The 23,040-nt window shown below is 37.2% G+C and carries 23 protein-coding genes and 3 pseudogenes; 20 read left to right on the forward strand and 6 right to left on the reverse strand.

From position 1 onward, the window contains the following. Positions 1–7: 7 nt before the first annotated feature. The 3 genes from ACLIBH_RS00555 to ACLIBH_RS00565 all read left to right on the forward strand — a co-directional run bounded on the left by ACLIBH_RS00555 (position 8) and on the right by ACLIBH_RS00565 (position 3,047). Positions 8–466, forward strand: a complete 459-nt coding sequence (locus tag ACLIBH_RS00555) for a TRAP transporter small permease (RefSeq protein WP_439314727.1) — start codon at positions 8–10, stop codon at positions 464–466. Next, on the forward strand, positions 463–1,743 hold the full coding sequence (locus ACLIBH_RS00560) for a TRAP transporter large permease (protein ID WP_439314728.1): 1,281 nt from the start codon (positions 463–465) through the stop codon (positions 1,741–1,743). The genes ACLIBH_RS00555 and ACLIBH_RS00560 overlap by 4 nt, the downstream gene beginning before the upstream one ends. 416 nt (positions 1,744–2,159) lie before the next feature. Beyond that, a complete protein-coding gene (locus ACLIBH_RS00565; protein ID WP_439314729.1) occupies positions 2,160–3,047 on the forward strand; it encodes a fumarylacetoacetate hydrolase family protein in 888 nt (295 codons plus the stop codon). 561 nt (positions 3,048–3,608) lie between these two features. Here ACLIBH_RS00565 and ACLIBH_RS00570 read toward each other — a convergent pair. Further along, a pseudogene (locus ACLIBH_RS00570) lies at positions 3,609–4,064 on the reverse strand (ATP-binding protein); the annotation flags it as partial. 251 nt (positions 4,065–4,315) lie between these two features. Then, positions 4,316–5,542, reverse strand: a complete 1,227-nt coding sequence (locus ACLIBH_RS00575) for an ISL3 family transposase (RefSeq protein ID WP_439314730.1) — start codon at positions 5,540–5,542, stop codon at positions 4,316–4,318. A 124-nt stretch (positions 5,543–5,666) separates the two neighbouring features. On the opposite strand from ACLIBH_RS00575, the pseudogene istB reads away from it, so the two are divergent. Then, positions 5,667–6,338, forward strand: a pseudogene (gene istB / locus ACLIBH_RS00580) (IS21-like element helper ATPase IstB); the annotation flags it as partial. Positions 6,339–6,480: 142 nt separating this feature from the next. After that, positions 6,481–7,702: pseudogene (locus tag ACLIBH_RS00585) on the forward strand (ISL3 family transposase). 197 nt (positions 7,703–7,899) lie between these two features. Here the strand turns inward: ACLIBH_RS00585 and ACLIBH_RS00590 are convergent. The 3 genes from ACLIBH_RS00590 to ACLIBH_RS00600 form a co-directional block, all read right to left on the reverse strand. After that, a complete protein-coding gene (locus ACLIBH_RS00590) occupies positions 7,900–9,399 on the reverse strand; it encodes a tripartite tricarboxylate transporter permease (RefSeq protein ID WP_439314731.1) in 1,500 nt (499 codons plus the stop codon). A gap of 11 nt (positions 9,400–9,410) precedes the next feature. After that, entirely contained in the window at positions 9,411–9,887 is a 477-nt protein-coding gene (locus tag ACLIBH_RS00595) for a tripartite tricarboxylate transporter TctB family protein (protein ID WP_439314732.1), read from the reverse strand. A 170-nt stretch (positions 9,888–10,057) separates the two neighbouring features. After that, positions 10,058–11,137, reverse strand: a complete 1,080-nt coding sequence (locus tag ACLIBH_RS00600; RefSeq protein ID WP_439314733.1) for a tripartite tricarboxylate transporter substrate binding protein — start codon at positions 11,135–11,137, stop codon at positions 10,058–10,060. Between the two features lie 410 nt (positions 11,138–11,547). Here ACLIBH_RS00600 and ACLIBH_RS00605 point away from each other — a divergent pair, with 410 nt between their 5' ends. The 3 genes from ACLIBH_RS00605 to ACLIBH_RS00615 all read left to right on the forward strand — a co-directional run bounded on the left by ACLIBH_RS00605 (position 11,548) and on the right by ACLIBH_RS00615 (position 14,695). Continuing rightward, positions 11,548–12,312, forward strand: a complete 765-nt coding sequence (locus ACLIBH_RS00605) for an IclR family transcriptional regulator (protein WP_439314734.1) — start codon at positions 11,548–11,550, stop codon at positions 12,310–12,312. Between the two features lie 214 nt (positions 12,313–12,526). Next, a complete protein-coding gene (locus ACLIBH_RS00610; protein WP_439314735.1) occupies positions 12,527–13,735 on the forward strand; it encodes a CaiB/BaiF CoA transferase family protein in 1,209 nt (402 codons plus the stop codon). Continuing rightward, the gene (locus ACLIBH_RS00615; protein WP_439314736.1) at positions 13,736–14,695 is read left to right on the forward strand and encodes a hydroxymethylglutaryl-CoA lyase; all 960 of its coding nucleotides are present in this window, start codon (positions 13,736–13,738) and stop codon (positions 14,693–14,695) included. 105 nt (positions 14,696–14,800) lie between these two features. Here the strand turns inward: ACLIBH_RS00615 and ACLIBH_RS00620 are convergent, their stop codons facing one another. After that, positions 14,801–15,808: a YeiH family protein gene (locus ACLIBH_RS00620; protein ID WP_439314737.1), complete on the reverse strand. Its 1,008-nt coding sequence runs from the start codon at positions 15,806–15,808 to the stop codon at positions 14,801–14,803. Between the two features lie 113 nt (positions 15,809–15,921). Here ACLIBH_RS00620 and ACLIBH_RS00625 point away from each other — a divergent pair, with 113 nt between their 5' ends. From ACLIBH_RS00625 to ACLIBH_RS00680, 12 genes are all read left to right on the forward strand, one after another. After that, entirely contained in the window at positions 15,922–16,803 is an 882-nt protein-coding gene (locus tag ACLIBH_RS00625) for a LysR family transcriptional regulator (RefSeq protein WP_439314738.1), read from the forward strand. Positions 16,804–17,234: 431 nt separating this feature from the next. Next, positions 17,235–17,453, forward strand: coding sequence for a TIGR04104 family putative zinc finger protein (locus ACLIBH_RS00630; RefSeq protein ID WP_439314739.1), 219 nt, complete (start codon positions 17,235–17,237; stop codon positions 17,451–17,453). Positions 17,454–17,567: 114 nt separating this feature from the next. Continuing rightward, positions 17,568–17,771, forward strand: a complete 204-nt coding sequence (locus tag ACLIBH_RS00635) for a hypothetical protein (RefSeq protein ID WP_439314740.1) — start codon at positions 17,568–17,570, stop codon at positions 17,769–17,771. Further along, positions 17,684–18,574: an acyl-CoA thioesterase/BAAT N-terminal domain-containing protein gene (locus ACLIBH_RS00640; protein WP_439314838.1), complete on the forward strand. Its 891-nt coding sequence runs from the start codon at positions 17,684–17,686 to the stop codon at positions 18,572–18,574. Before ACLIBH_RS00635 ends, ACLIBH_RS00640 begins: the two co-directional genes overlap by 88 nt. Further along, a complete protein-coding gene (locus ACLIBH_RS00645) occupies positions 18,571–18,921 on the forward strand; it encodes an acyl-CoA thioester hydrolase/BAAT C-terminal domain-containing protein (RefSeq protein WP_439314741.1) in 351 nt (116 codons plus the stop codon). The genes ACLIBH_RS00640 and ACLIBH_RS00645 overlap by 4 nt, the downstream gene beginning before the upstream one ends. Positions 18,922–19,148: 227 nt before the next feature. Next, complete coding sequence (locus ACLIBH_RS00650; RefSeq protein WP_439314742.1) at positions 19,149–19,295, forward strand: hypothetical protein; 147 nt, start codon at positions 19,149–19,151, stop codon at positions 19,293–19,295. Positions 19,296–19,428: 133 nt separating this feature from the next. Next, positions 19,429–19,617: a DUF4177 domain-containing protein gene (locus tag ACLIBH_RS00655; protein WP_439314743.1), complete on the forward strand. Its 189-nt coding sequence runs from the start codon at positions 19,429–19,431 to the stop codon at positions 19,615–19,617. Positions 19,618–19,814: 197 nt separating this feature from the next. Continuing rightward, the gene (locus ACLIBH_RS00660) at positions 19,815–20,063 is read left to right on the forward strand and encodes a hypothetical protein (protein WP_439314744.1); all 249 of its coding nucleotides are present in this window, start codon (positions 19,815–19,817) and stop codon (positions 20,061–20,063) included. Between the two features lie 110 nt (positions 20,064–20,173). After that, entirely contained in the window at positions 20,174–20,380 is a 207-nt protein-coding gene (locus ACLIBH_RS00665) for a hypothetical protein (RefSeq protein WP_439314745.1), read from the forward strand. 423 nt (positions 20,381–20,803) lie between these two features. After that, positions 20,804–22,048, forward strand: coding sequence for a hypothetical protein (locus ACLIBH_RS00670; protein WP_439314746.1), 1,245 nt, complete (start codon positions 20,804–20,806; stop codon positions 22,046–22,048). 241 nt (positions 22,049–22,289) lie between these two features. After that, complete coding sequence (locus ACLIBH_RS00675; RefSeq protein WP_439314747.1) at positions 22,290–22,436, forward strand: hypothetical protein; 147 nt, start codon at positions 22,290–22,292, stop codon at positions 22,434–22,436. A gap of 278 nt (positions 22,437–22,714) precedes the next feature. Further along, entirely contained in the window at positions 22,715–22,930 is a 216-nt protein-coding gene (locus tag ACLIBH_RS00680) for a KGG domain-containing protein (protein WP_439314748.1), read from the forward strand. Positions 22,931–23,040: the final 110 nt, after the last annotated feature.

Here is a 23,040-nt window from a genome sequence, read left to right on the forward strand (position 1 = left end):
GAGAAATTTGGACTTTATTGAAAAAACTTTGAAAGTAGTTATAGTAACATTCCTAGCGATTATGACTATAGTAGTTGCTTTTCAAATACTATCTAGATACATATTTCACAATCCTCTGGGATGGTCAGAAGAGGTTACTCGATACCTCTTTATTTACTTAACTTTTTTAGCTGCAAGTGTTGGTGTTCGGGGACATATTCATATAGGGGTAGATATATTAGCAGAACGTTTAACTGGTGTATCAAAAAAAGTATTAGAACACATTGTAAGTTTCATTGTGATTATATTTTTATTAGTGTTAATATATTTTGGAATTAAATTAAGTGTTGGCAACTGGGCTCAAAAATCTCCTAGTTTAAGCTTACCAATTGGCATATTCTACGCAGCGATTCCAATTGGTTCAATATTTTCTTTGTTGTTTGTTTTAGAAAACATGTTTAAACGGAATGGAGAGGAGAAGGTTTGATATCCTTAATAATGATTCTCATTTTACTAATCCTTTTTGTCATACATGTACCAATAGCATTTGCACTGGGGATAGCCTCTACAGTTACACTATTAATTGTTCATAATGTACCTTTAATAGTTATACCCCAAAGAATGTTTACCGGGACTGATTCATTTACGTTAATTGCAATTCCTTTCTTTATTCTGGCTGGTTCAATAATGGAACGCGGAGGTATTTCAGAGAAGTTAATTGAATTTGCTTATGCATTGGTTGGACATATAAAGGGGGGATTGGGACTAATAACTGTGGTAGGTTCCATGTTCTTTGCAGGAATTTCAGGTTCGGCAGCAGCGGATACAGCTGCTATGGGAAAGATAACTATTCCTGAAATGATAAGACGCGGTTTTAGCAAAAGTTATGCTACTGGGATCCAAGCAACAGCAGGAGCAATAGGTATAATTATCCCACCAAGTATAGTTATGATCTTGTTTAGTATTGTTTCGGGTGCTTCGGTAGGTCAGTTGTTTTTGGGTGGGGTTATTCCAGGAATATTAATAGGAATTTCATTAATGATTGCCGCATATATTATTGCAAAAAAACGAGGTTATCCTACTGAGGAAAAGACTTCATTCGTAAATATTATTAAATCATTTATAAGTTCCTTTCCTGCCTTATTAATGCCTGTAATAATCTTGGGAGGAATAATGCTAGGGATTGTTACACCGACTGAATCAGCAGTTATAGCAGTAGTATATGGGCTATTATTAGGATTCTTTTATTATAGGAAGCTAAAAATAACAGATTTGCCCAAAATTCTCTATGATTCTGCATTAACATCTTCAATGATTATGTTCCTAGTGGCAAATGCAAACGTATTTGCTTGGGTAATAACAAGTCAGAGGTTACCTCAAGACCTAGCTGCATTCCTAGGAAATATATCTACAAATCCAACGATTGTTTTATTAATAATAGTTGTTATATTTTTAATCGCAGGAACTTTCTTGGATACAAGTGCTGCACTAATTATTATTACGCCTGTCCTAATTCCAATTGCACAAGTAGCTGGGATCGACATGATTCACTTAGGATTAATTACGGTTATTGCACTAGCAATTGGAATGGCTACTCCTCCAGTAGGACTAAATGTATTTATATCCGCTGGGATAGCAAAAGTTGGATTAGTAGAAGCATCAAAGGGACTAGTTCCATTTTTACTAGCTATGATTATTGCACTTATAATACTTGTACTATTTCCTGAATTAGTTTTATTTTTACCGAATTTACTAATGAGATAATTTTTAGGAAGGAAGTAAGTTAATATGTGAAGTTACAAGACGGGAGGAGGGGAATCAAATTTAACGTGATGTAAACTCCTATTCTATTTATTCACGGAAACTAATTAATTAATCTCATTTAATCCGATAAGTCTTATGCTTAGAAGCATAGCTAATGATGTTTTACTTGAAGGACTGAACCTTTTTTTGTCATCCATAGAAAAAATGATAAGGTCTTATCAGTATAATATGCATAGCATAATGTTTATCAGTTTAAACATGAAAATCTTTTAAATTCTGTATATAAAATAATCGATGTTGGGAATATCCCTTAAGATATAACTGAGAGTTAATTGATCTTTCTTTTACGATTATATATGTTAATAATCCAAATTATAAAGAAAATCTAAACATAGTAAAGCGGAGGGGAATTTTTTTTGAAACTATTAAACTATAGAATAAACGGTGCTTTAAAATTAGGATTAAAAGTTAATGATGGTATTATTGATTTAGCCAAAACCTTAAGTAAGATTGAGATTAATGATATTCCAAATACAATGCATGAAATAATTTCTTCTAGTGAAGAGAATCTTACTAGAATAGTTGATGAAATTAATAGAAATAATGACAAAATGGTTTTTGTAGATGAAGCTGCTATTGAATATGCTCCGTGTGTGAATGAACCTGGAAAGATTATATGTGTGGGACTAAATTATAGGAAGCATGCAATTGAGTCTAATATGCCTATACCGGAACATCCAATTTTATTTAATAAATTTAATAATTCTCTTGCCGGACACAAAGAAGAAATAACGATTTCTAAATATACACATGAACTTGATTACGAGGCTGAGCTAGGAATAGTTATTGGAAAGCAAACCAAAGATATAACTGAAGATGAAGCATTTGATCATGTATTTGGTTATTTTACAGCTAATGATGTCTCAGCCCGTGATTTACAGCTTCGTTCTTCACAATGGATGCTCGGAAAAACGAGTGATGGATATTTACCGGTAGGTCCTTATCTGGTACCTAAGAAGTATGTAAATGATCCGGATAATTTAAGAATTACTTGTACATTAAATGGAGAAATGAGGCAAGATTCGAATACTGCAGATATGATTTTTAGTTGTAAAGAGATCATCAGCTATATATCAAAATACATTACTTTGGAGCCAGGAGACATTATTATTACAGGTACTCCTGAGGGTGTTATTATGGGTGATCTAGAAGACAATAGATCTTGGCTCAAAGACGGTGATGAAGTTACTATTTCAATTGAGGGTCTCGGCAGTATTACAAACATTTTTAAAGCAGAAAAATGAAAAAAGACTCTAAAATACATAGTATTGGTTAGACTTGACCTAGCGATATGAGGTACATATCTAACACTTTAATGGGCTGCCAAGGCACCGTATTTTACGGATGTCAGGTAGCCTATTTATTTATGGAAAACTAATAATGTAGGTATTGGTATTTAATTTATGTATGGTCATACATAAATTAAAAGCGCCACTGACAACTCACTCACAACAAGAGGAAATGCGATACTTAATTGATCCCATGGCTGGAGGTGCAACCAAGATTGCTCGTAAATTGGAGGAGTATCAAGAATAGCGTTGTCGATCTTACTGAAGTCGACGAAAATGGTTGGTTATCGATCGAACTAAAGGTAGGTCAATCAGGTATTGAATGGAACAACGAATATTATTTTCGTTACTCTATTAACTGGTACCACTTTTGTCACATTCTTAATTTTCCTGAAGGCGTACATGATTGCCAAAGCCTTTATAAAAAACACTTATAAATGTCAAGATAAGTATGTACACTTTCGATTGTCTAAGAATGTACAGTTTAGTTCAAAGAGTTGAAAATAATCTTGCTGGTTAAAATCGATTACTGGACTCAGACTTGTCATCCTTTTGAATGTGGTTTTTTAAACGATAAGATTCACCTACTATATTTATTACTGACGCATGATGTAATACTCTATCTAAAATAGCGTTAGCTATTTTAGGATCTTGAAATATTTCACTCCATGATTTAAAGTTAGAGTTTGTTGTAAATATAGTGCTTTTTCTCTCATATCGCATATCGATTAATTGAAAAAATAGTTTGGCATCAGCTTCATCAATTGGTAAATACCCTATCTCATCGATGATGAGTAATTTATACTTTGAATAATGCTTCAATCTTGTTTCCAATCTATTTTCAAGTTGTGCTTTCTTTAAGTTTAGTATCAAATCGTTACACTTAATGAAATACGTGCTTGTTCTCTTCTTAGCTGCCGCTATACCAATAGAAGTAGCTAAATGTGTCTTTCCCACACCACTTGAACCTATAAGGAATCAAAAGATATTCAACCCTTACATGGTGAATCATCTTATCTATTGGATATTAAACCGCCCATCCGTGATATATCAGCATACATGGCGATTATGGAAGGAGGCGATCCTTCGTGAGTACCTATAAACAATTGGAAGAGATTATAAAAAGTTTACGTTTATCAGAAACGGCAGAGTACTTACCCGAATTATTAAAGAAGGTTCTAGGTCAAATGTTGGGGTGGGCGAGAAAATCGCCTGCCCCTTAACTATGTAAGCCGACCATTAATCTGTTTGTATTGATGATGCAACAGAATGCGCAGACGGAACCGGTCAAAGCGCCTGAAACCGAATGCATTGCGCTTGATCACCTTCGTCTGATTATTAATGCCTTCGATGTAGCCGTTATGCAGGCCGAATGCGAAGCTGTTCATGATTTCCTTCTGCCAGTTGCGGAAAGTCTCAGTAACCTTTGCGAACTCCGTTACACCTGATTGGCCGACAAGACTGTAGAAGGCATGAAGCCCTTCACGCGTGGCAGCTAAATCGTGCTCACCCGTCTCCTTTGCCCTGTCAAACCAGACACAGAATGCCTCTTTCAGTTCATACGCCTTGCGCATGTAATCCGACATGCCAAGATACCGGTCCAGATACCACTGCTGTTTCTCTGTAAGTTTCCCGTTTCGTTTATAGAAGACATGCTTCATGCGTTTGCACTTCTTCCGGTCATAATCGCTGAAATCCTTCTGTACGTGCCGTCTTACGCGCTCAAGTGCCCAGTAAATGTAACGGACGAAATGAAAACGGTCTGCCACGACAATCGGGCGGTTCAGCGCCTGATCCACAGCTGCCTTAAAAGAATGGCTCATGTCCATCACGACGACTTCTACCTTGCCGCCATACTTTTTTAGGTATTCCTTTACGGTCTCTTTCTTTCGATCCGGAAGAATTTCGAGCGGTCTGCGGTTTACCGGGTCAGCGATAATTGTCTGGAAGCGTTCACCGCCTGCATCGCCTTTGTATTCATCAATTGCGATGATACGCGGCAATTCCTTCGTCTCTTTCAGATGAGTGTGCTCCACTTCATCAAACCGACGCATGACGGTCGTCGGCGAGGTTCCCAGGCGCAAGGCCACATCTTTGAAGCTTTTCCCGTGGATCAACTCAATCGCCATGGTCTGTTTGAACTCCCGAGACTGGCGCTGATACCGATCCACAAGCTCGTTCTCTTCGAAGAAGCGTTTGCCACAATCACATACATAACGCCGTTTCCGATAGTATACCGTTGCCGGGCGTGCGAAGATCTTCATGTGCTGGATCTTCTGAACCCTGTAATCATGGACTTTCTCTGTCATCTGCCCACACTCTTCAGCCGGGCAGTGATGCGCCCTGCGCTCCATCTCAACATGAAGATGATAGTTCCCCTTAACCTCAACGGCTTCCTTAATGATGATCCCTTTAAATCCGGGTAGAGAAATGTTAGAATACATATGCACGCAGCTCCTTTTGTAGGTTTGTTTATTGGTCTAAACAAAGTCTAACAAAGTCTAACAAAGTCAGGAGCCTGCGTGTTTTTTCATGCCTGAATTTTCTCGTTACCCCAACATATATTTTAGAGCCTTAAAGAAAGCAGAAAATCAGGACTTATCATATACCCAATTTTTTTAGAGATTATGTCATACGAACTAAGAAGACGAGGAGAGAAGTTAATAGAGAGAAGGATGAAATGGGCTACATTTCCAAACTATAAAACTCTGAATGAGTTTGTATTAAATGAGGAAAAAGCAATTCAATCAGTTAGTTGATCTAGCATGGCTGGATCAACTCTATAACCTTATTCTTTTAGGACCAACTGGTGTAGGTAAAACTCATTTATCTATAGGCTTAGGAATCAAGGTGATACACGAAGGATACAAGGTGACATTTATATCAATGGGAGAACTCATTCATGTATTAAAAACGGAAGAAATAACACGAAAATCACAAATTCGATTAAAAAGATTAAGAGATTCAAATTTGATCATCATAGATGATCTTATGTTTATGGCAATGGATCAACGAGAAGCCAGCCTATTCTTTCACTTAATTAATGAGTTACATAATCAATCTTCAATTATATTAACGTCAAACAAAGGACCAGGTGAATGGGGTGAATTATTGGGTGATCCAGCGATTACAGCAGCTATTCTCGATAGGATTATTCATCGAGCTGAGGTTATTCAATTAGGAGGTGACAGTTATAGACTAAAACATCGTAGCTCGATATTTAGTGAGAAAACTGTTCAAAATTAATGAGCGAAAAGTGTTCGAATTAACTTGACGGTTACAAAATCACTTGTCTTATTCTAAGAATATAAAAGTTTTACTCGATATACAAGATAAAAACATTACGATTGTAGAAGATTCTATTCAAATTAAGAAACATCAAGGAATCATGATCAAGTTTATTCCAGCTAAACTTACCTACACACCAACACACTGTGCATGTTGTGGGGTTAAGAATGAAAATTATACCATTTATAAAAATGGCACGAAAACATCAAGTATCACCCTACCAATGTCCGGTATATATCCAACGTATTTAAACTTAAAGAAACAGCGATTTTTCTGTAAAGCTTGTAATACTTCGTTTATTGCACGTACATCAATTGTCGAAGAACACTGCTTTATTTCAAATCATACAAGAGCGAAAGTACTTATAAAATCAACCGATGCACAATCCCTAACCGACATCGCCAAAGACTGTTCCGCTTCAACCGCAACAGTGCAACGTATCATAACGAAAGAAACTAAAAAACATAAGCCTTACTATCATGCATTACCAAAACATTTATCGTTTGATGAATTTAAATATGCAAAGGGCCAAATGGCCTTTGAATATGTTAATGGAGAGACTGGAGACATCCTTGATATTTTGGAGCGCCGTGATAGCTATACAATTAAAAGCCATTTTATTGCCAACTACCAAAGACGCGATTTAAAAGAAGTAGAAACTGTCACCATAGATATGAATGCGGGATATGTGAATGTCATCCAAGAAGTATTTCCACAAGCGAAAATTATTATTGACCGTTTTCACCTAGTTCAATTAATTAGTCGTGCAATGAATATGACACGCGTACGTGTCATGAATTCCCTACGAACATCAAATGGGGAAGATATGAAAAAATACCGGCGTTTAAAAAGATATTGGAGACTATTATTGAAATACAAAAAGGATTTATCTTATACCGATTACAAGTACTACAGGCTGTTCGGACAACGTCTCGAAGTTAATATAGTAGAAGAATTATTAAGTTACGATACCTATCTAAAAGCGAACTACAATCTTTATCAATCAATATTGGAAAGCATCAAAGAAAAAGATTTCAAGACACTTGAAGACATATTATTCGACGGTTAACCTAAGTACAATCTCACGCTATATGAGAACAAGCGTAAAAACACTACAAAAACACTTGCCTTTTATAGAGAACAGTCTTTCACACCAATACAGTAATGGTCGAATTGAAGGCATTAATAATAAAATAAAAGTATTAAATCGAGTTGCATATGGCTACCAAAACTTTAATAACTTTAAAAATAGAATTATGCTTCATTTCAAGTTAAGAGCAATTGTAAACCAACAAAAAGAATCTGTTTATCCTGCCGCTTAAGCGGCAAGATAAACAGATCCCGAATCATTAATATTTTAGCGACCTTAATTCAGCCACCAACACTATTTGACAAAGAGCCGAATAATTGAACGGCTTTCTTTAAAAATCTCGATATCTAGTTAAATAACATTGACTGCCCTAATTTTACTAACTAGCTTCGCGTGCATTTCTACGAGACGCATAACTGGACAAGTGCGTTACGACTTTTTGAATGCTGTTTTCCACTTTTTAAATACGTTTGTTTGGGATGCGATTGTGAAAATAAATACGATCGTCAATACGAACGTTATCGGTGTGTTTACAAATCCGAATAAAAAGTCGATTCCACCGTCTGACCCCATATAGGCTCTTCGGAAGGACGTATCAACGAGCGGGCCTAATATCATCCCTAAAACTAAAGGTGCAACAGGGAATTTGTGTACCTTCATAAAGAACCCAAATAATCCAAACCCAAGCATCCAATATACATCAGTCATACTATTATTTAACGCATACGAACCGATAACTGTAATGACTGCAATAATAGGTAACAAAATTTGATTCGGTACGGTAATAATTCGGATAAAGATGGATACAACAGCTAAACCGAATAAGAGTAAGAAGATATTCGCTAACGTTGCCGAACCGACGATCATCCAGAATAGATCGCCACTTTGTTCCATCAATAATGGACCAGGCTGTAATCCATGGATGAACAAGGCACCGATAAAGATTGCGGTAACTGCATCACCTGGAATCCCGAGCGTTAGCAATGGAATGAGCGCACCGCCAATTGCGGCGTTATTTGCAGCTTCAGGCGCAATCGCCCCTTCGTGTGCTCCCTCGCCAAAGGGTCTGTTTGGCTTTTTAACCGTTTGTTTTGCGTGATCATAGCCTAGTAAAGCGGCAATTTCTCCACCTGCACCCGGTAAAGCTCCAATTAAGACACCCATGATGGATACACGTAACGTTAGTGGAAGAAATTTGAATAAAAACTTTAACGTAGGGAAGGCGGTTTTCTTTAAAATCGTAGCTTTTCCTTCCGTTGTTAAGCTTTTCATTTGATATAGAATTTCTGCCATACCGAATAGTCCGAGAATTGCAACGACAAAATTAACGCCATTCATTAATTGCAATGAACCAAATGTAAAACGACTCCCGCCGCCGATTGGATCCATGCCAACAAGACCAATAATGACGCCTGCACCCGCAGCAAATATCCCTTTAGACATGGAGCCTTTACTGAGACTGCCTACGAGCAAAAGACCGAGCAATGCGAGTAGCAAATAATCGCGCTGTCCGAAGTTGATGGCAATTTTAGCGACAAATGGAGCGGCAGATGCTAAAACAATAATTCCAACGATCCCGCCAACAAATGAAAAAATTGTCGTTAACGTTAAAGCAAGCTTTGCTTCTCCCTTTTGTGCCATCGGGTATCCGTCAAAGGTAGTTGCAACGGAAGAGGTCGCACCTGGCATATTAATAAGAATGGCTGCTCTTGACCCTCCAAAGACGCCTCCAAAATATACACCGAGCATTAATGCTAAAGCATCATATAGCTCCCATGAATAGGTTAAAGATAGAAGTAATGCGACTCCCATCGTAACGGAGAGTCCAGGTATTGCACCGATAATAATTCCAGCGAAGGTTCCAGCTGCAACAAAAAGCAATAACTTAAGATTTAAAAAGGGTATGAGAAATTGTTGTACGATTTCCATGATGAACCTCCTTACGGAAAGATGATCTGAAATACTTGAGAGAATAATAAATAGATAATAACTACACTGCCTATAGATACTAAAATATTAACTTTTAAAGATACATTTCGTAAATAAACCATGCTTAGAAGTAAGAAAAGTAAGGTAGCAGGAAAAAAGGTAACGATGGATAGTACACCTACATAAATAAGGATGAGTAGGAAATAGATAAGAATTAATTTATATTCCTTAAATGTAAGTTTATCTTCCGTATCCTCTTTGTCATTTTCGGATGCATTTAGGTTGGAGGTGAATTTAACTTTTCTAATTTCTTGAAAAACAACTGTTAGGCCAGCAACAATCATAATTAATGCGATTAGAGCAGGTAGAAAGCTCCCCCCTGCAGGGTCAAATATAGAAGCCTTTTCCATTGTAATTGCTTGGCTTAAAAATAGTAAACTAACGAAAATCATAATTAACCCAGGGGCAATTTGTTTTAATGTATGCATGTAAATTCTCCTTTTTAAAGGATCTATGTAAGTTCAATGAGTTACCGTCTGCTGTCTGCTATAAGGCGAATACGTTAAAGGAAGAAGGGCTACGAGAAAAGATATGAAACAAAGCTGTTTCTCAGTAGCCCATCAATGGATCTATTATATTCTTAAAATAAGTATAAAGCTTATTCCTCTACTTTTGGAATATCAAATTCTTCAGGGGAGACTTCTGTTTCTCCTGCTTCAAATAACATCCATGCAGATGTAGAGCGGTTTTTGTTTACAAAATCAATTGCTTCTTGTCCGTTAATGTTCAAATATTCCATACCTAGATTTGCTAATGTTTCTTTAAAATCGTCTGATTCTACAGCTGTATGAACAGAGTCAGATAGCTGCTTTACAATATCTTCTGGTGTATCTTTATGGGCGAATATCGCTTGGAATGGTCCCCATGGCAAGTACTTGCCAATTTCTGGGTATGCCTCTGTAATTGGTGGCACGTCAGGAAGAGACGAAATAGATTCATTGTTTACAACAGCTAACATACGAAAGTCACCGGAATTAACATACTCTTGAGCTGCTGAGACCGTTACAGCAGTCACATCGACTTCTCCACCTAAAAGAGCGGTAGCGACTGGCCCTTCTCCATCGTATGGTACCGTTTTAAACTCTGTTCCTAACTCGTTTTGTAACATTGCAAGAACAACACTTGGCAAGCCGCCTTCACCTGTTGTTCCAAAAATCATGTCGTTCGGATTTGCATTTGCTTGCTCAACCAAATCCTCGATTGTTTTTATTGGAGAATCTTCTTTTACGATAATGCCAGCAAAGCTATTTGCAATAACCGTTACTGGAACAAAGTCCTCTTGGTAACTACGTTCGGATATGTCTAATACTTGATATAAGTTAGGGTTTTCTGCACCGAATAATAATGTATAGCCGTCAGCTGGCTGATCATACACGTATTGGGTTGCGATCGCTCCTGCCGCTCCTGCCTTATTTTGCATTACTAAAGAAGTGCCAATTTCATCTTCAACAAGTGGTGCAAGCGTCCGTGCAATAATATCTGTTGCTCCACCTTCCCCCCACATAATAATTCCATCAATGTCTTGTTCAGGGTACGCTGTTGCTTGTTCATCGTTTGAATCGGAGCTCGAATCTGAATCGGAACCCTCATTACTAGAAGATTCTGAATTACAAGCTGCTAGTACTAAAATTAATCCTGCTAGGATAGGTAAAAGTAATTTTGATACTTTATTTTTCATTTGTTCTTCCCCCCATTATAATAGTGTGTTACGTCTGTTGAATGAAACTTTATTTATATTTTAGTTGCCACCTCCGTCAAATGATTGTAAGCGGTTACCTATATTTCAAAAAAGTTCCATTGTATGGAACTGATGAAATGTAGGTGGAACTATTAATAAACGTATTTTATCACAGAAAATTTATAATGTCATCATTATTTTAGAAAAATTAAATAATAAAGTTATTCCTTAATTTTTCAACCGTTTTGCATCAATGTTGTAGGTTAATTAAGCAACTCTTAAGCGATCGACTCGTACAATGAAAGTTTCTAACGAATTACATAAAGATTGAAATAGGTATTCGATTGTTTTAAACTATATACATAAGTTCTATACTGTAAAACTCAATTCCACTTTTGGTCGAACGGAGGATGAATATAGTGGGAGAAGAAATAAATGTGCAAGTGAATCGTTCAGTACAACGAGCAATCGATCTTTTACATTGTTTTGACAGAGAGAATAATGAACTAACATTAACGGAAATTGCACAAAAAACAGGGTTAGCAAAGTCAACTACAACTCGATTGTTGGCGACTTTAGAAATGAACTTCTTTATTGAGAGAAATACATCTTCCAACAAATATCGTTTAGGAAGGCAACTCTACTTCTTAGGTCATGCTGCTGGAAGATCAATGCAGCTTATAGAAATGTCAAAAGAAATAATGGTTCGGTTGAGAGATCAATTGAAGGAAACAATTAATCTATATGTACTTGAAGGCGAAGCTAGAGTATGTGTGCAACAGTATGAAAGTCCTTATTCTGTAAAGCATATGATTCAAATTGGGCAAGGTTTGCCTTTGACAGTAGGTGCAAGTGGAAAGGTTTTATTAGCGTATCAGGCGAAAAAGTTTATTCATGAGATGATGGATAAGCAAACAATGGTAAAAACGAAGCATGCACTGATGCAGGAACTAAACCAAATCGTTTTAGACAAATACGCAGATAGTATAGAGGAAAGGGAAGCTGGTACATCGGCAGCTGCAGCTCCCATCTTCAATATAAATGGCGAGGTTGTTGCGGCATTATCTATTTCAGGTCCAGCAAACCGCTTTAATCCTCGGAAGGTCGCGGATTTAAAAACAATTCTTGTTGCAGCGGCAATCGAGATATCGACAAGTTTAGGCTTTGAATTATAAGCGCGTAGGATAACTCGCTCAATTAAGTAACTAGGCTACAATCTAGGTGAAATAGTCCAATTCCACCGGTATGTGAAATAAAGAAACAGATTCGGAACGTCGTCTATTCGCTAACATTATAACAGGCAGTTGGGAAGATACCACACTGTTTTAAATTTAACCGTAAAGGTAAATTAGATCGATCTATTAGAATTGTAATGGAGGTAGTTTGGAAATGACAACAAAGAATATTGGTCCCTTAAGTGGCATAAAAATACTTGATATTTCAACGATGATTGCGGCTCCATTTGGTGCAACGCTGCTCGCTGACTTTGGCGCAGAAGTGATTAAACTGGAGCTTCCGAATAAAGGGGATACATTACGAACGGTAGGGCCTTGGAAGGATGGAGAAGCATTACGCTGGCCAGGACTTGCAAGGAATAAAAAATCGGTAACATTAGATATTCGAAAAGAAGAAGGAAAAAGGATATTCAAACAATTAATTGCGCAATCGGATATTTTAATCGAAAATTTTCGACCGGGAACATTAGAAAAATGGGGACTCGGCTATGAGGAATTAAAAAAAGAAAACTCAGATTTGGTAATGATACGTGTATCAGGATATGGACAAACAGGTCCTTATCGAGAAAAGGCAGGATTCGGAACTCCTGGAACAGCTTTCAGTGGTCATACAGCAATTCAAGGTTTTCCTGATCGTCCACCAGTAAGTCCTTCTTATTCATTACTTGATTATATTACAGGAATATATGTAGCTTTTGCAGGGGTTGCTGCATTGTACCATCGTGATCGTGCAGAGGAAAATGAAGGACAGGTCGTTGAAATGGGATTATATGAATCTATTTTCCGAATGCTAGAATTTTTAATCGCTGAATACGATCAAAATAAAAAAGTACGCGAAAGAAGTCCCGGACTATCTGGCCATTCCAGTCCGGCTGGCACATATGAAACGAAAGATGGGAGATTTGTTGTACTAGTGTGCAGTACAGATTCGACATTTAATCGACTGGCCAAGGCAATGGATCGAGAGGATATGCTGGATGATGACCGGTATTACACAAATGCGGTACGACTGGAAAATGATATAGAAGTTCAGAAGATTGTTTCAAGCTGGATTAAGCAATTCCCGCAAAAGGAATTAACAGAAAAGCTGGATGCTGAAGGTGTTCCAGTTAGTCCAATTTATACAATAGAAGATATATTTAATGATCCGCAATATAAAGCAAGAGAAAACATTGTTGAAGTAGAGCACCCGCGTCTCGGGAGGGTAAAAGTACCAGGCATTGTGCCGAAGTTTTCGGATACACCAGGGTCTATTCGGCATCGAGCACCAGAGCTTGGCGAGCATAACGATGAAGTTTTAGGAGACGCGCTCGGCTTATCAAGTGACGAGATAGCAGCCTTAAAAGAGCAAGGAGTGATCTAAATGACAGAAAAGTTACCGTTACCTAAAAAGGTTACAGTATGTGAAGTTGCACCTCGAGACGGATTTCAGGCAATTTCAACGTGGATTCCGACGGACGAGAAGATTAAGATTATTCGCAGGCTAGCACAAACAGGTATTTCATCATTGGAAATAGCATCTTTTGTTCATCCGCGTGCGATCCCTCAAATGAAGGACGCTGATAAAGTCGTCAGTACCGTTATTGAATCGCTAGGAGGAATCGATATTCGTGCACTCGTACCTAATTTAAAAGGGGCAGAAAGAGCGGTGGATGCGGGCGTAATGAAATTAAAAACAATGCTCTCTGCAACCGATTCTCACAGCTTATCGAATGCAAACGCTACTTCAAAAGATGCCCAACAGAAGCTGACACCAATTTTTGACTTTGCTGCAAAAAAGAATGTTACGGTAATGGGGTCTATTTCGGTTGCATTTGGTTGTCCGTTTGAAGGGAAAGTACCTGTAGAACGACTAATTGAGATTATCTCTCGCTATGATGCAATGGGAGTGAAAGAAATATCACTAGCAGATACAACAGGAATGGCACATCCAAAACAAGTGTACGAATCACTAGCAATTTTACAAAAGGAATTTCCAGAAATGGTGTATTCGATGCATTTCCATAATACGAGGGGAATGGCGCTTGCCAATACGTTGGCAGCTTTACAACGAGGTGTAACTCGTTATGATAGTGCAATATCGGGGCTTGGCGGTTGTCCTTACGCACCGGGCGCTTCAGGAAATGTTGCGACGGAAGACGTCGTCCATATGCTTGAGGAAATGAATATCAAAACGGGAATTAATGAACGTAATTTACTCGATGCTTCTCGCGAGATTAGTGAAATGTTACAAATAAAAGGGGACAGCTATTTGCTTGTAGCTGGCCCGACATCAACTTTACATGAAGAAAAAATAACGAAACAGAAAAAAGTAGAACAATAATAAAGTCGGGATGCTCACAATGCTTAACGTGACATCCCGGCTTTTAATGTTCTATTGCATTGGGTAAGTGTCTTTCGTTGCTACCGTTACATCTGTTCATCTTTTTTATATTATGATATATGCCAAGATTGATATACAGATGGACGTAATCGTCATAGCTGCCAATGGCTTTAATGCACGCGCCCGTAAATCACGCAAGCTCACATTTAAGCCAAGTCCAACCATAGCAGCAGTCAATAACCAAGCTGTAAGTGCAGATACGAATTGCATAATCCCCTCTGGCACTGGTATGGAGTGGCCGAATACGTAACTTCCAAGTACGCTTAATAAAATGAAACCAATCAAAAACCAAGGGAATTCAACTTTTGCCCCACCTTGATCCGTGGAGGAAGCTTTTCTTTTCATTAAGAATATAAAAATAAAGCAAAGCGGCACGAGTAAAAAGACACGCCCTAATTTAGCTAATAAAGCTAGTGCCAATGCATCCTGCCCTGAAGGTTCGGCAGCAATCGCTACATGTGCAAGCTCATGCAAACTAATTCCAGACCACATTCCATAATCTAGTGCGCTAATGGGCAAGATGGGGATAAGAACGGTATAAATAATAGAAAAGACCGTTCCCATTAAAGCGATAATCCCAACGCCAATAGCCGTGTCTTCTTCTTTTGCCTTTACTATTGGTGCCACAGCTGCAATTGCTGCCGCTCCACACACACCTGTTCCAACACCTAATAAAAGAGAGATCATAGAATCTGCTTTAAAAATTTTTGCTAACCAGACCGTTAATAATATTGCCACACCAATAATGACACCCCCCCGAGCGAGTAGACCTAAGCCATCATGCAATACGACATCAATATTTAGCTTTAAACCGTATAAGATGATGGCTAACCGTAGTAACTTTTTTGAAGAAAACGTAATTCCAGCTCGAATTGCTTCCGGATATCCAAAAAACTGCCTGTATGTTACCGCGATAATAATTGCACTTGCTAATTGTCCGATATGATTAAATCCGGGTAATTGAGCTAATAAAAAACCGAGCAATGCGATTAAAAATGTGAAAGCCACACCGGCAATCCACATCGTTGTTTGATTTTTAAGCTGAAAAGACATCCCGTCACCTCCTAAAATAAACATAATATGGTTTTAACTATAAGTGAAATAATTTATTGTTATACTATCTATAAGTGTTTAAGTATAAATTATATACAATGGGGGGTTCGAGAATGGATAATCATTTACAAGTTTTTATAACTGTAGCGGAAAAGCAAAGTTTTTCTAGAGCAGCTGAAGAATTGCATATGACGCAGCCGGCTGTGAGCCAATATATTAGAGCGTTCGAAAATCATATCGGCACTCGCTTGCTCGAGCGTACGAATAAGTTTGTCCGATTAAATAAAGCTGGCGAAATTGTATATCACCATGGGAAGGAAATTATCGGACTCTATACAAAAATGCAAACGCTTGTTGACGATTTGCAAAATAAAGCACATGGCCCTTTGTCAATAGGTGCTAGTTATACATTTGGTGAATATGTACTGCCCAAGTTGCTTGCTCAAATGCAAGCACATTACCCAAATATTATACCCAGGGTAACTATTGGTAATACAGCTAAAATTGCTCAGTTAGTAGCGAATCATAAAATCGATGTAGGAATTGTAGAAGGAGCAATCGTAGAAAAAGATTTGTTTATAGAACCTTTCACGGAAGATGAATTCATAATTGCGGCTGCCGCCCATCATCCTTTAACTAGTAAGGTAGAACAAGTGGGAAATGGCGCGTTGGCAAAAGAGACTTGGATTACTAGAGAAACCGGATCAGGAACGAGAGAGGTGACGGAGAAGGTCTTTCGTCTGTTCGATATAATGCCTAAAAAACAACTGGAATTTAGTAGTACACAGCTTATAAAGGAAGCGGTTGAGTCTGGAATGGGTTTAAGTGTAATGTCAAAATGGACAATAAAAAAAGAGTTGAAGGATGGGGGCATAAAAGAAGTGTACTTGGAAGGTTTACCAATGGAAAGGACATTTTCCTTTATTCGAAAATCACCGTTCCAAACAAAAGCGTTAGAATTATTTGTAAATCTTTTAAGAACGCATCCGTACTAACAGAATTACACTCAAACAAACGTATTGTAAATAATAAGACAGTTCACCAATAAGCAGATGTACTTATTTTTATGTGTGAAAGCATGGAAGTTACTTATAACTAGTTTTTTTAATATCTAATTTACTTTAAATGGAATTTACGAAGCGTAAAATAGTAGCATAAATACTTGAAGGATTTCTCGCTATGAGTGCGAAACTTTTGCAGGTAGGTAGAAGTTATATGTTTTATATGATAAGGTGTGTATAAAATTATGGAATATTCAACAAACGGGTCAAACTGTTGCTTTCCGTTCCGGCGCACGCTTTCCGCGGGCACGGCTTCAATCTCCTCGTTCGCTTCGCTACCTGTGGGGCTTTCAGCTCGCGCTGTTCTCGCTGGAGTCGGCGCCTCGAATTACAATTAAATTCAATGAGAAATAGAAGGTGATTTTATGCCACACTGCACTAATTGTAATTATAAGTGGAATTCCAAAGAAATTTTGTCGTTGTGTTTTTCAAAAAGCGGAAAAGACTGTCCTAATTGTGGTCATAGACAATACATTTCAGCTAAAACGCAAAGGTTCTTTACATTGGGATATTTAAGTCTTATATTTGTTCCTTTTTTATTTTTTCGTATCAAATTAAGCGATAAAGATGAACCAATGCTTTAATATAAGAATCGGGCGCAAAAACGGAATAAGTCTCGTGCGCCTCGTTGTTGTTTCATGGGCCATTTTGTGGAATAAACGCATTGATCCTTATTAACACATGCTGGGAAGGGAAATATGAAGATGACATTAAATCATGATCGTTTAAAGATAAACATTGCTCCAATAGAATCGAAAACAGATGAACTCTTTTTTTTCAAATCGATACAAATGAACCGTTACATCCAATTGTTATCAAAGCAACTGCTAAAGACGACCGTCAAACGACATTTACTTCACAAGCAACATATATATCCGATGCAAATGGCTTTATTGATTTGAATCAACATTCACCGATAGAAGGTGACTATAAAGGTGTAGATGTTTGCGGATTATTCTGGTCAATGCAGTCCAAGAAGGGTCGTATGTTTATCAAACACAGTTCGGAGCCACTTGAGGTTCATATTGAAGTTTATGATCATGATAAATTAATAGCTTCAGAAAAAGTGACTCGTACTTTTTATCAAAATAACGTCGTTAAAAAAGTATTGAATGATGATACATTGGTTGGATCATTATTTTTTCCCGAGAATGCGGACTTATTACCTGCTGTTGTGATTGTAGGTGGATCAGATGCAGTGGTGCATGAATCTGCCGCTTCCTTGCTTGCAAGTGAGGGATATGTTGTATTTGCCCTTGCCTATTTCGGCCAAGAAGGATTACCGAAAGGGATTATTAACATCCCGCTTGAGTATGTAGATCATGCGTTTAAATATTTAAAGGACTTATCACAAGTTGATCATAATCGCTGTGGCATTATTGGATTTTCACGAGGATCTGAACTCGCTTTACTATACGCAAGTCATTTTCCTAACATCAATTCCGTGATTGCTGTCGCACCAAGTGCGGTTGTTTTTCCCGGAATTGTCAATATGCAGCCGGTAGATAAACCAGCTTGGACCTATAAAGGTGAACCCCTTCCCTATTTTAAAGTCAAGCGCACTACACGAGATACAATTTCTTTTTTTAAGCACTGGGTTCTCGGAAAGCCTTTCTCCAGTTTGGAAGTGATGAACCGAAATCTACAAAACAAACAAAAGCCAGAGGAAACAGCATACCTGTTGAAGAAATTAAGGCACCAATGATGTTTATTGCAGGTGAGGATGACCATGTCCAACCTGCTGTATATTTCACGAAGCAAATGGCCGGACGTCTACAAAATCATGAATATAAAAGCCAGAACAAGTTCATTTATTATAAGAATGCAGGGCATTTTGCACCATTTCCCGGTAACCTACCCAACCTTCCTCAGATTACAGGAAACACTCAATTTCATATGAGAATGATTTTTGGAGGTACAAAGAAAGATAATACAAAGGCAGCAAGCCATTCGTGGGATCAAACAGTACAATTTTTAAACAGGACATTAAAAAAAAAATTTAGGATATTAATTCAATCCTCAATTAAGCAAACGGGCGCAATTGTTGAATAATCATTGTGCCGTTAAAGGACCAGATTGTTAAGGATGCCAGTTAGATATTTTGAAATGAGGAAGATATTAATGCTAAATTTAGGAAGTTTGTTACTTGGTGTTATTGCTTTGGTTGCTCCCTTATTAGCTATGAGAGTGACTACCAAAAAAGTTTGAGCTACATAATTTTTAGTTTTAGTGCTTGTATAGCATCATTATGTTTGCAGCTATTCGAGATTAATAATAGAGTGCAAATTGAAGGTTTTTCAGCAATTATGGATACTATTGGTACGTTAATATGGATTGCTCCAATGCTTGGTGTGTTAACAATCATATTTAATATAATCGCATTAATTGTATGCACTAAAGAAGAAGCGAAAAATCATACTGCATAAGTTTTACATAACCATTACTGAACAACAATTGGGCGCAAATCAAAAATAAAAATTGGTCATTTAACGGAACAAGGGAAGGAATCATGCAAGGGTGAATCGAAATGAACAAAGAAAAATTTAGGAGGTTATTTTAGTGTATGAGCATAAATTTGTGAAAGTTGACTTATCCGCCTTTAAACGCAGTCCAGAGAAGGATTATCATTCAGTTGTTTATGAACACGAAAAAGAGGGATGGGAGTTGGTACAAATATTTGCACCAGGAATAAAAAGTTACGGTATGCCATCCTTCTATGAGTTGATATTTAAACGTAAGAAAGATTAAAAGATTTCTATTTTTAATAGTGGTGTCAAGACTTACATAAACGGGCGCTTTGCTAGAATAATAATCGCCCTAGATTCGTGCTATATTCTCGTAAATCTAAACCGTACGGAGGCTTTATCCTTTCTTATATTTTTTTCTAATCAACTTAAAAGTCGTACGAGAGCTGGCAATTAGTAAATAAACGGAGGGAGATATCAGTGAAAAATTTTATTGTATTTTCAATTAGTTTTTTAGCTTTATTTGCAGCATTTCAAGTTATATCTGGATATTTGATGACACTTTTTTTCACGCCAGATATGACAACTGTTTGGAGGCAAAGTGGAAGTTTATCGAGCAGTGATGTTATTAAAGGAAATCCTTCTCTTTCCCCTTTTCTTTCAGCTTTTTTTGCAGCCACAATTGCTTACTTTTCACCTAAGCTATTTGTTAAAAATAGTAGAAATTAAATTACCGACATAGGGCGTATTTCTATGGGAAGGCTGAGCCAGAGTCGGATCCTATCACACAACAATATGTGTTAAAGTTTCGCAAAATATAAATAAAAGAGGTTTTTAATATGTCTAATGGTGTTATTGCGATCGTAGCAATAGCCTCTGCTGTAATGTGGATAGCGGTTTCCAGAGAGTCTGTAAAGTCTTCAAAAAAGATAAACTGGTGTAAACTGATAATCTTACTGTCTGCAGGTTCTTTATCAACATTAGTTATAATCTTTTCGCTCTTTCAAGATCTTCTGTTAGTTTTACTAACGATCGCATTTTGGTAGTAAAGTTATGATCACGGCATTAGCTCTTTATAGAAAAGTGATTTGTTGACCAATAAATTGATGAAAGTTGGATTTGTTTTTAAGTATTATTCTTTATTTTCTTTTTAAGTATAGAAAACTAATATTTTTCAATCAATCGTTTATTTAAGTAGAGTGATTGGAAAATGGTGTATGCAGAAGAAAGAAGGTACCTTTTTCATAGTCGGTCCGTGTGATAAAGCTAGATCCGCGTAGATTCCCTCGTACACGCATAGACAGTTTGGTCATTATAAACCACATACTACACTCCTTTCATCCAAATCAACGCCGCTTCCTATTTCCTTAAGTGAACCGATTATTTGCAGCTTGTTCGACCCGTTCTCGTTTCATTTTATTTCTTTAGTGAAATAGTTAGTAATAGTACTTGAATCGAGGTGGATAAATATGACTGCGGAAGTTGTAGTAATGAACAAATACGGTCTGTCCATGGCTGCCGATAGTGCAATTACGAGTGGAAGTGAAGGTGTCCAAAAGGTATATAATTCGGCGACAAAACTGTACCCATTAACAATGGAACATCCTATTGGGGTGATGGTATATGGATCCGCTTCCTTTATGGAGGTTCCATGGGACGTTATTATAAAGTCGTATCGCTCTTATTTAAGAGAAGAAAAATTATCTACTATTACGGACTATTTTAACCACTTTATTGATTTTTTGACGAATGAAAGGCGTTTTAATAATTCAAATATAGAAGAAATAATTGTTTATCGAACGTTTTCAGACGTATTAAAGCGAATTGTTAAGCAAGTAGAAGATGAGTGTTACGATGTCGAATCAGAAAAGCATACGATGGATCAAGTTATAACTTGTTTAAGAGATTGTGTGGAGGTAAATTTATCGGACTATAAACAAAGAAATGCCATTCTTTTCGACATAGATTATCATGCTTTTAAAAATACGTTCGAGCATATCGTTGAAGAAATACGTAAAGAATTAATTAGTTTTGAGATCCCTAGTATCTTGGAGGAAAACTTGAATCGGCTTGCATATGAAGTCGTTATAAAAGACTACTTTAGCAAAGGAAGTACTGGATTTGTTCTTGCCGGATATGGAGAACAGGAAATTTTTCCTCACTTGCTAGATTATCGACTAGAAGGCTTTGTATTTGGAAGGCTGAAATATAAAAAGCAAGAGGAAAGGATTATTAGTTACACATCTAATAATTATGATGGAACGGCGTTTATTTCTGCATTCGGCCAAAGAGAAATGATTGATACGGTAGTAACGAGTATTGAGCCGAATACAGAAGATGCTATTTTTAATATCATTCATGAAGTACTTTTTCAATATAATAAGCAAATGGAGCACCATCTAGGGATACATCTATCTACAGATCAGGTAACGGAATTAAAAGAGCTTGGCAATAAGGTTTATGACTCAATTCAGGTAGCAGTAGATGAATATAAAAAGAAAAACTTTATTCAGCCGCTATTAAACATTATTCGTGCCTTGCCACCAACTGAACTGGCGCAAATGACAGAGACGCTTATTCAGCTGACATCGTTTAAGCGGCGTGTTTCGCGTGTAGTAGAATCGGTAAGTATGCCGGCTGATGTTGCGATTATAACGAAAGGTGACGGCTTTATTTGGGTGAAAAGGAAAACAATCGAAAATAATATAAGTTAAAAGGACATGCAAAGCGATGACAATTGGAAAAAATTCAGTTATCAAAAAACAAGTAGCTTGAAGCGTAAGGTTGTGACTTCTAAGGGAAAGACATACGTGTGGACACTCTACTTCGAGCATTTTGTGCGGATGAGGAGACACAAGCTATGCCCGTAGAAAGCGTCTCCTGTAGTGTAAAGCAACGGAAAGAACGACAAATGAAAAAACAACGCCTAAACATAATGAGCGAGGAGTGTTACGAATGAAAAAGGACTTGTTTAATTTGCCTGATGAAGACCGGAAGAAGATGGAGTATGAAGAAAAAGCTCGAATAGAAAAAGACAAAGCGATAGAAAAAGTGTTTGAAAAAATAAATGATAAATATAAAAAGGATAGCGACACCATTTAACCGGAGAAAAAACAAAAAAGTTGTAAAAAAGTTGTTTTAATATGTTTAATTGAATTTAAAAAAGGTATACAAGGACTAGGTGCAGATGAAGCACCGCAATCGTTAAAAAGGGGACGTGATGAAAACTAGTCGTACAAATCTATTTCTCAAAAACGATAACAATGAAAAATGAAAGGTAACATTAAAAGTAAACCGTAAAAGGTATTCTTTTTAACGCCGGTAGTGGAACGCGCATAAACAACAAACCTTAAACCAAAACTTTTAAAGGAGATGTTAGTATGGCTAATAATAAAAATTTCAACAAAATGTCTCGTGAGGAAGCAGGTCAAAAAGGTGGAAAACAAACCGCACGTAACCACGACCAAGAATTTTATGAGGAAATAGGTCAAAAAGGCGGCGAGAAAACCGCACGCAACCACGACCAAGAGTTTTATGAAGAAATAGGCCAAAAAGGCGGCAACAAACGAAACCGTCAAAGAAATAACAATAAATAATAACAAATACAACAATTAATAAATTGTTTTAATATAAAGAAGAGACCGTAGCATTGTGCATTTCATCTTTGGATGGGAAAGATCTTTTATTGTTGCACATCAATGCTGGT

Origin of the sequence: Virgibacillus sp. W0430 (assembly GCF_051846935.1) — a bacterium.
In the GTDB taxonomy this organism is placed as follows: Bacteria; Bacillota; Bacilli; order Bacillales; family Amphibacillaceae; genus JBPYCR01.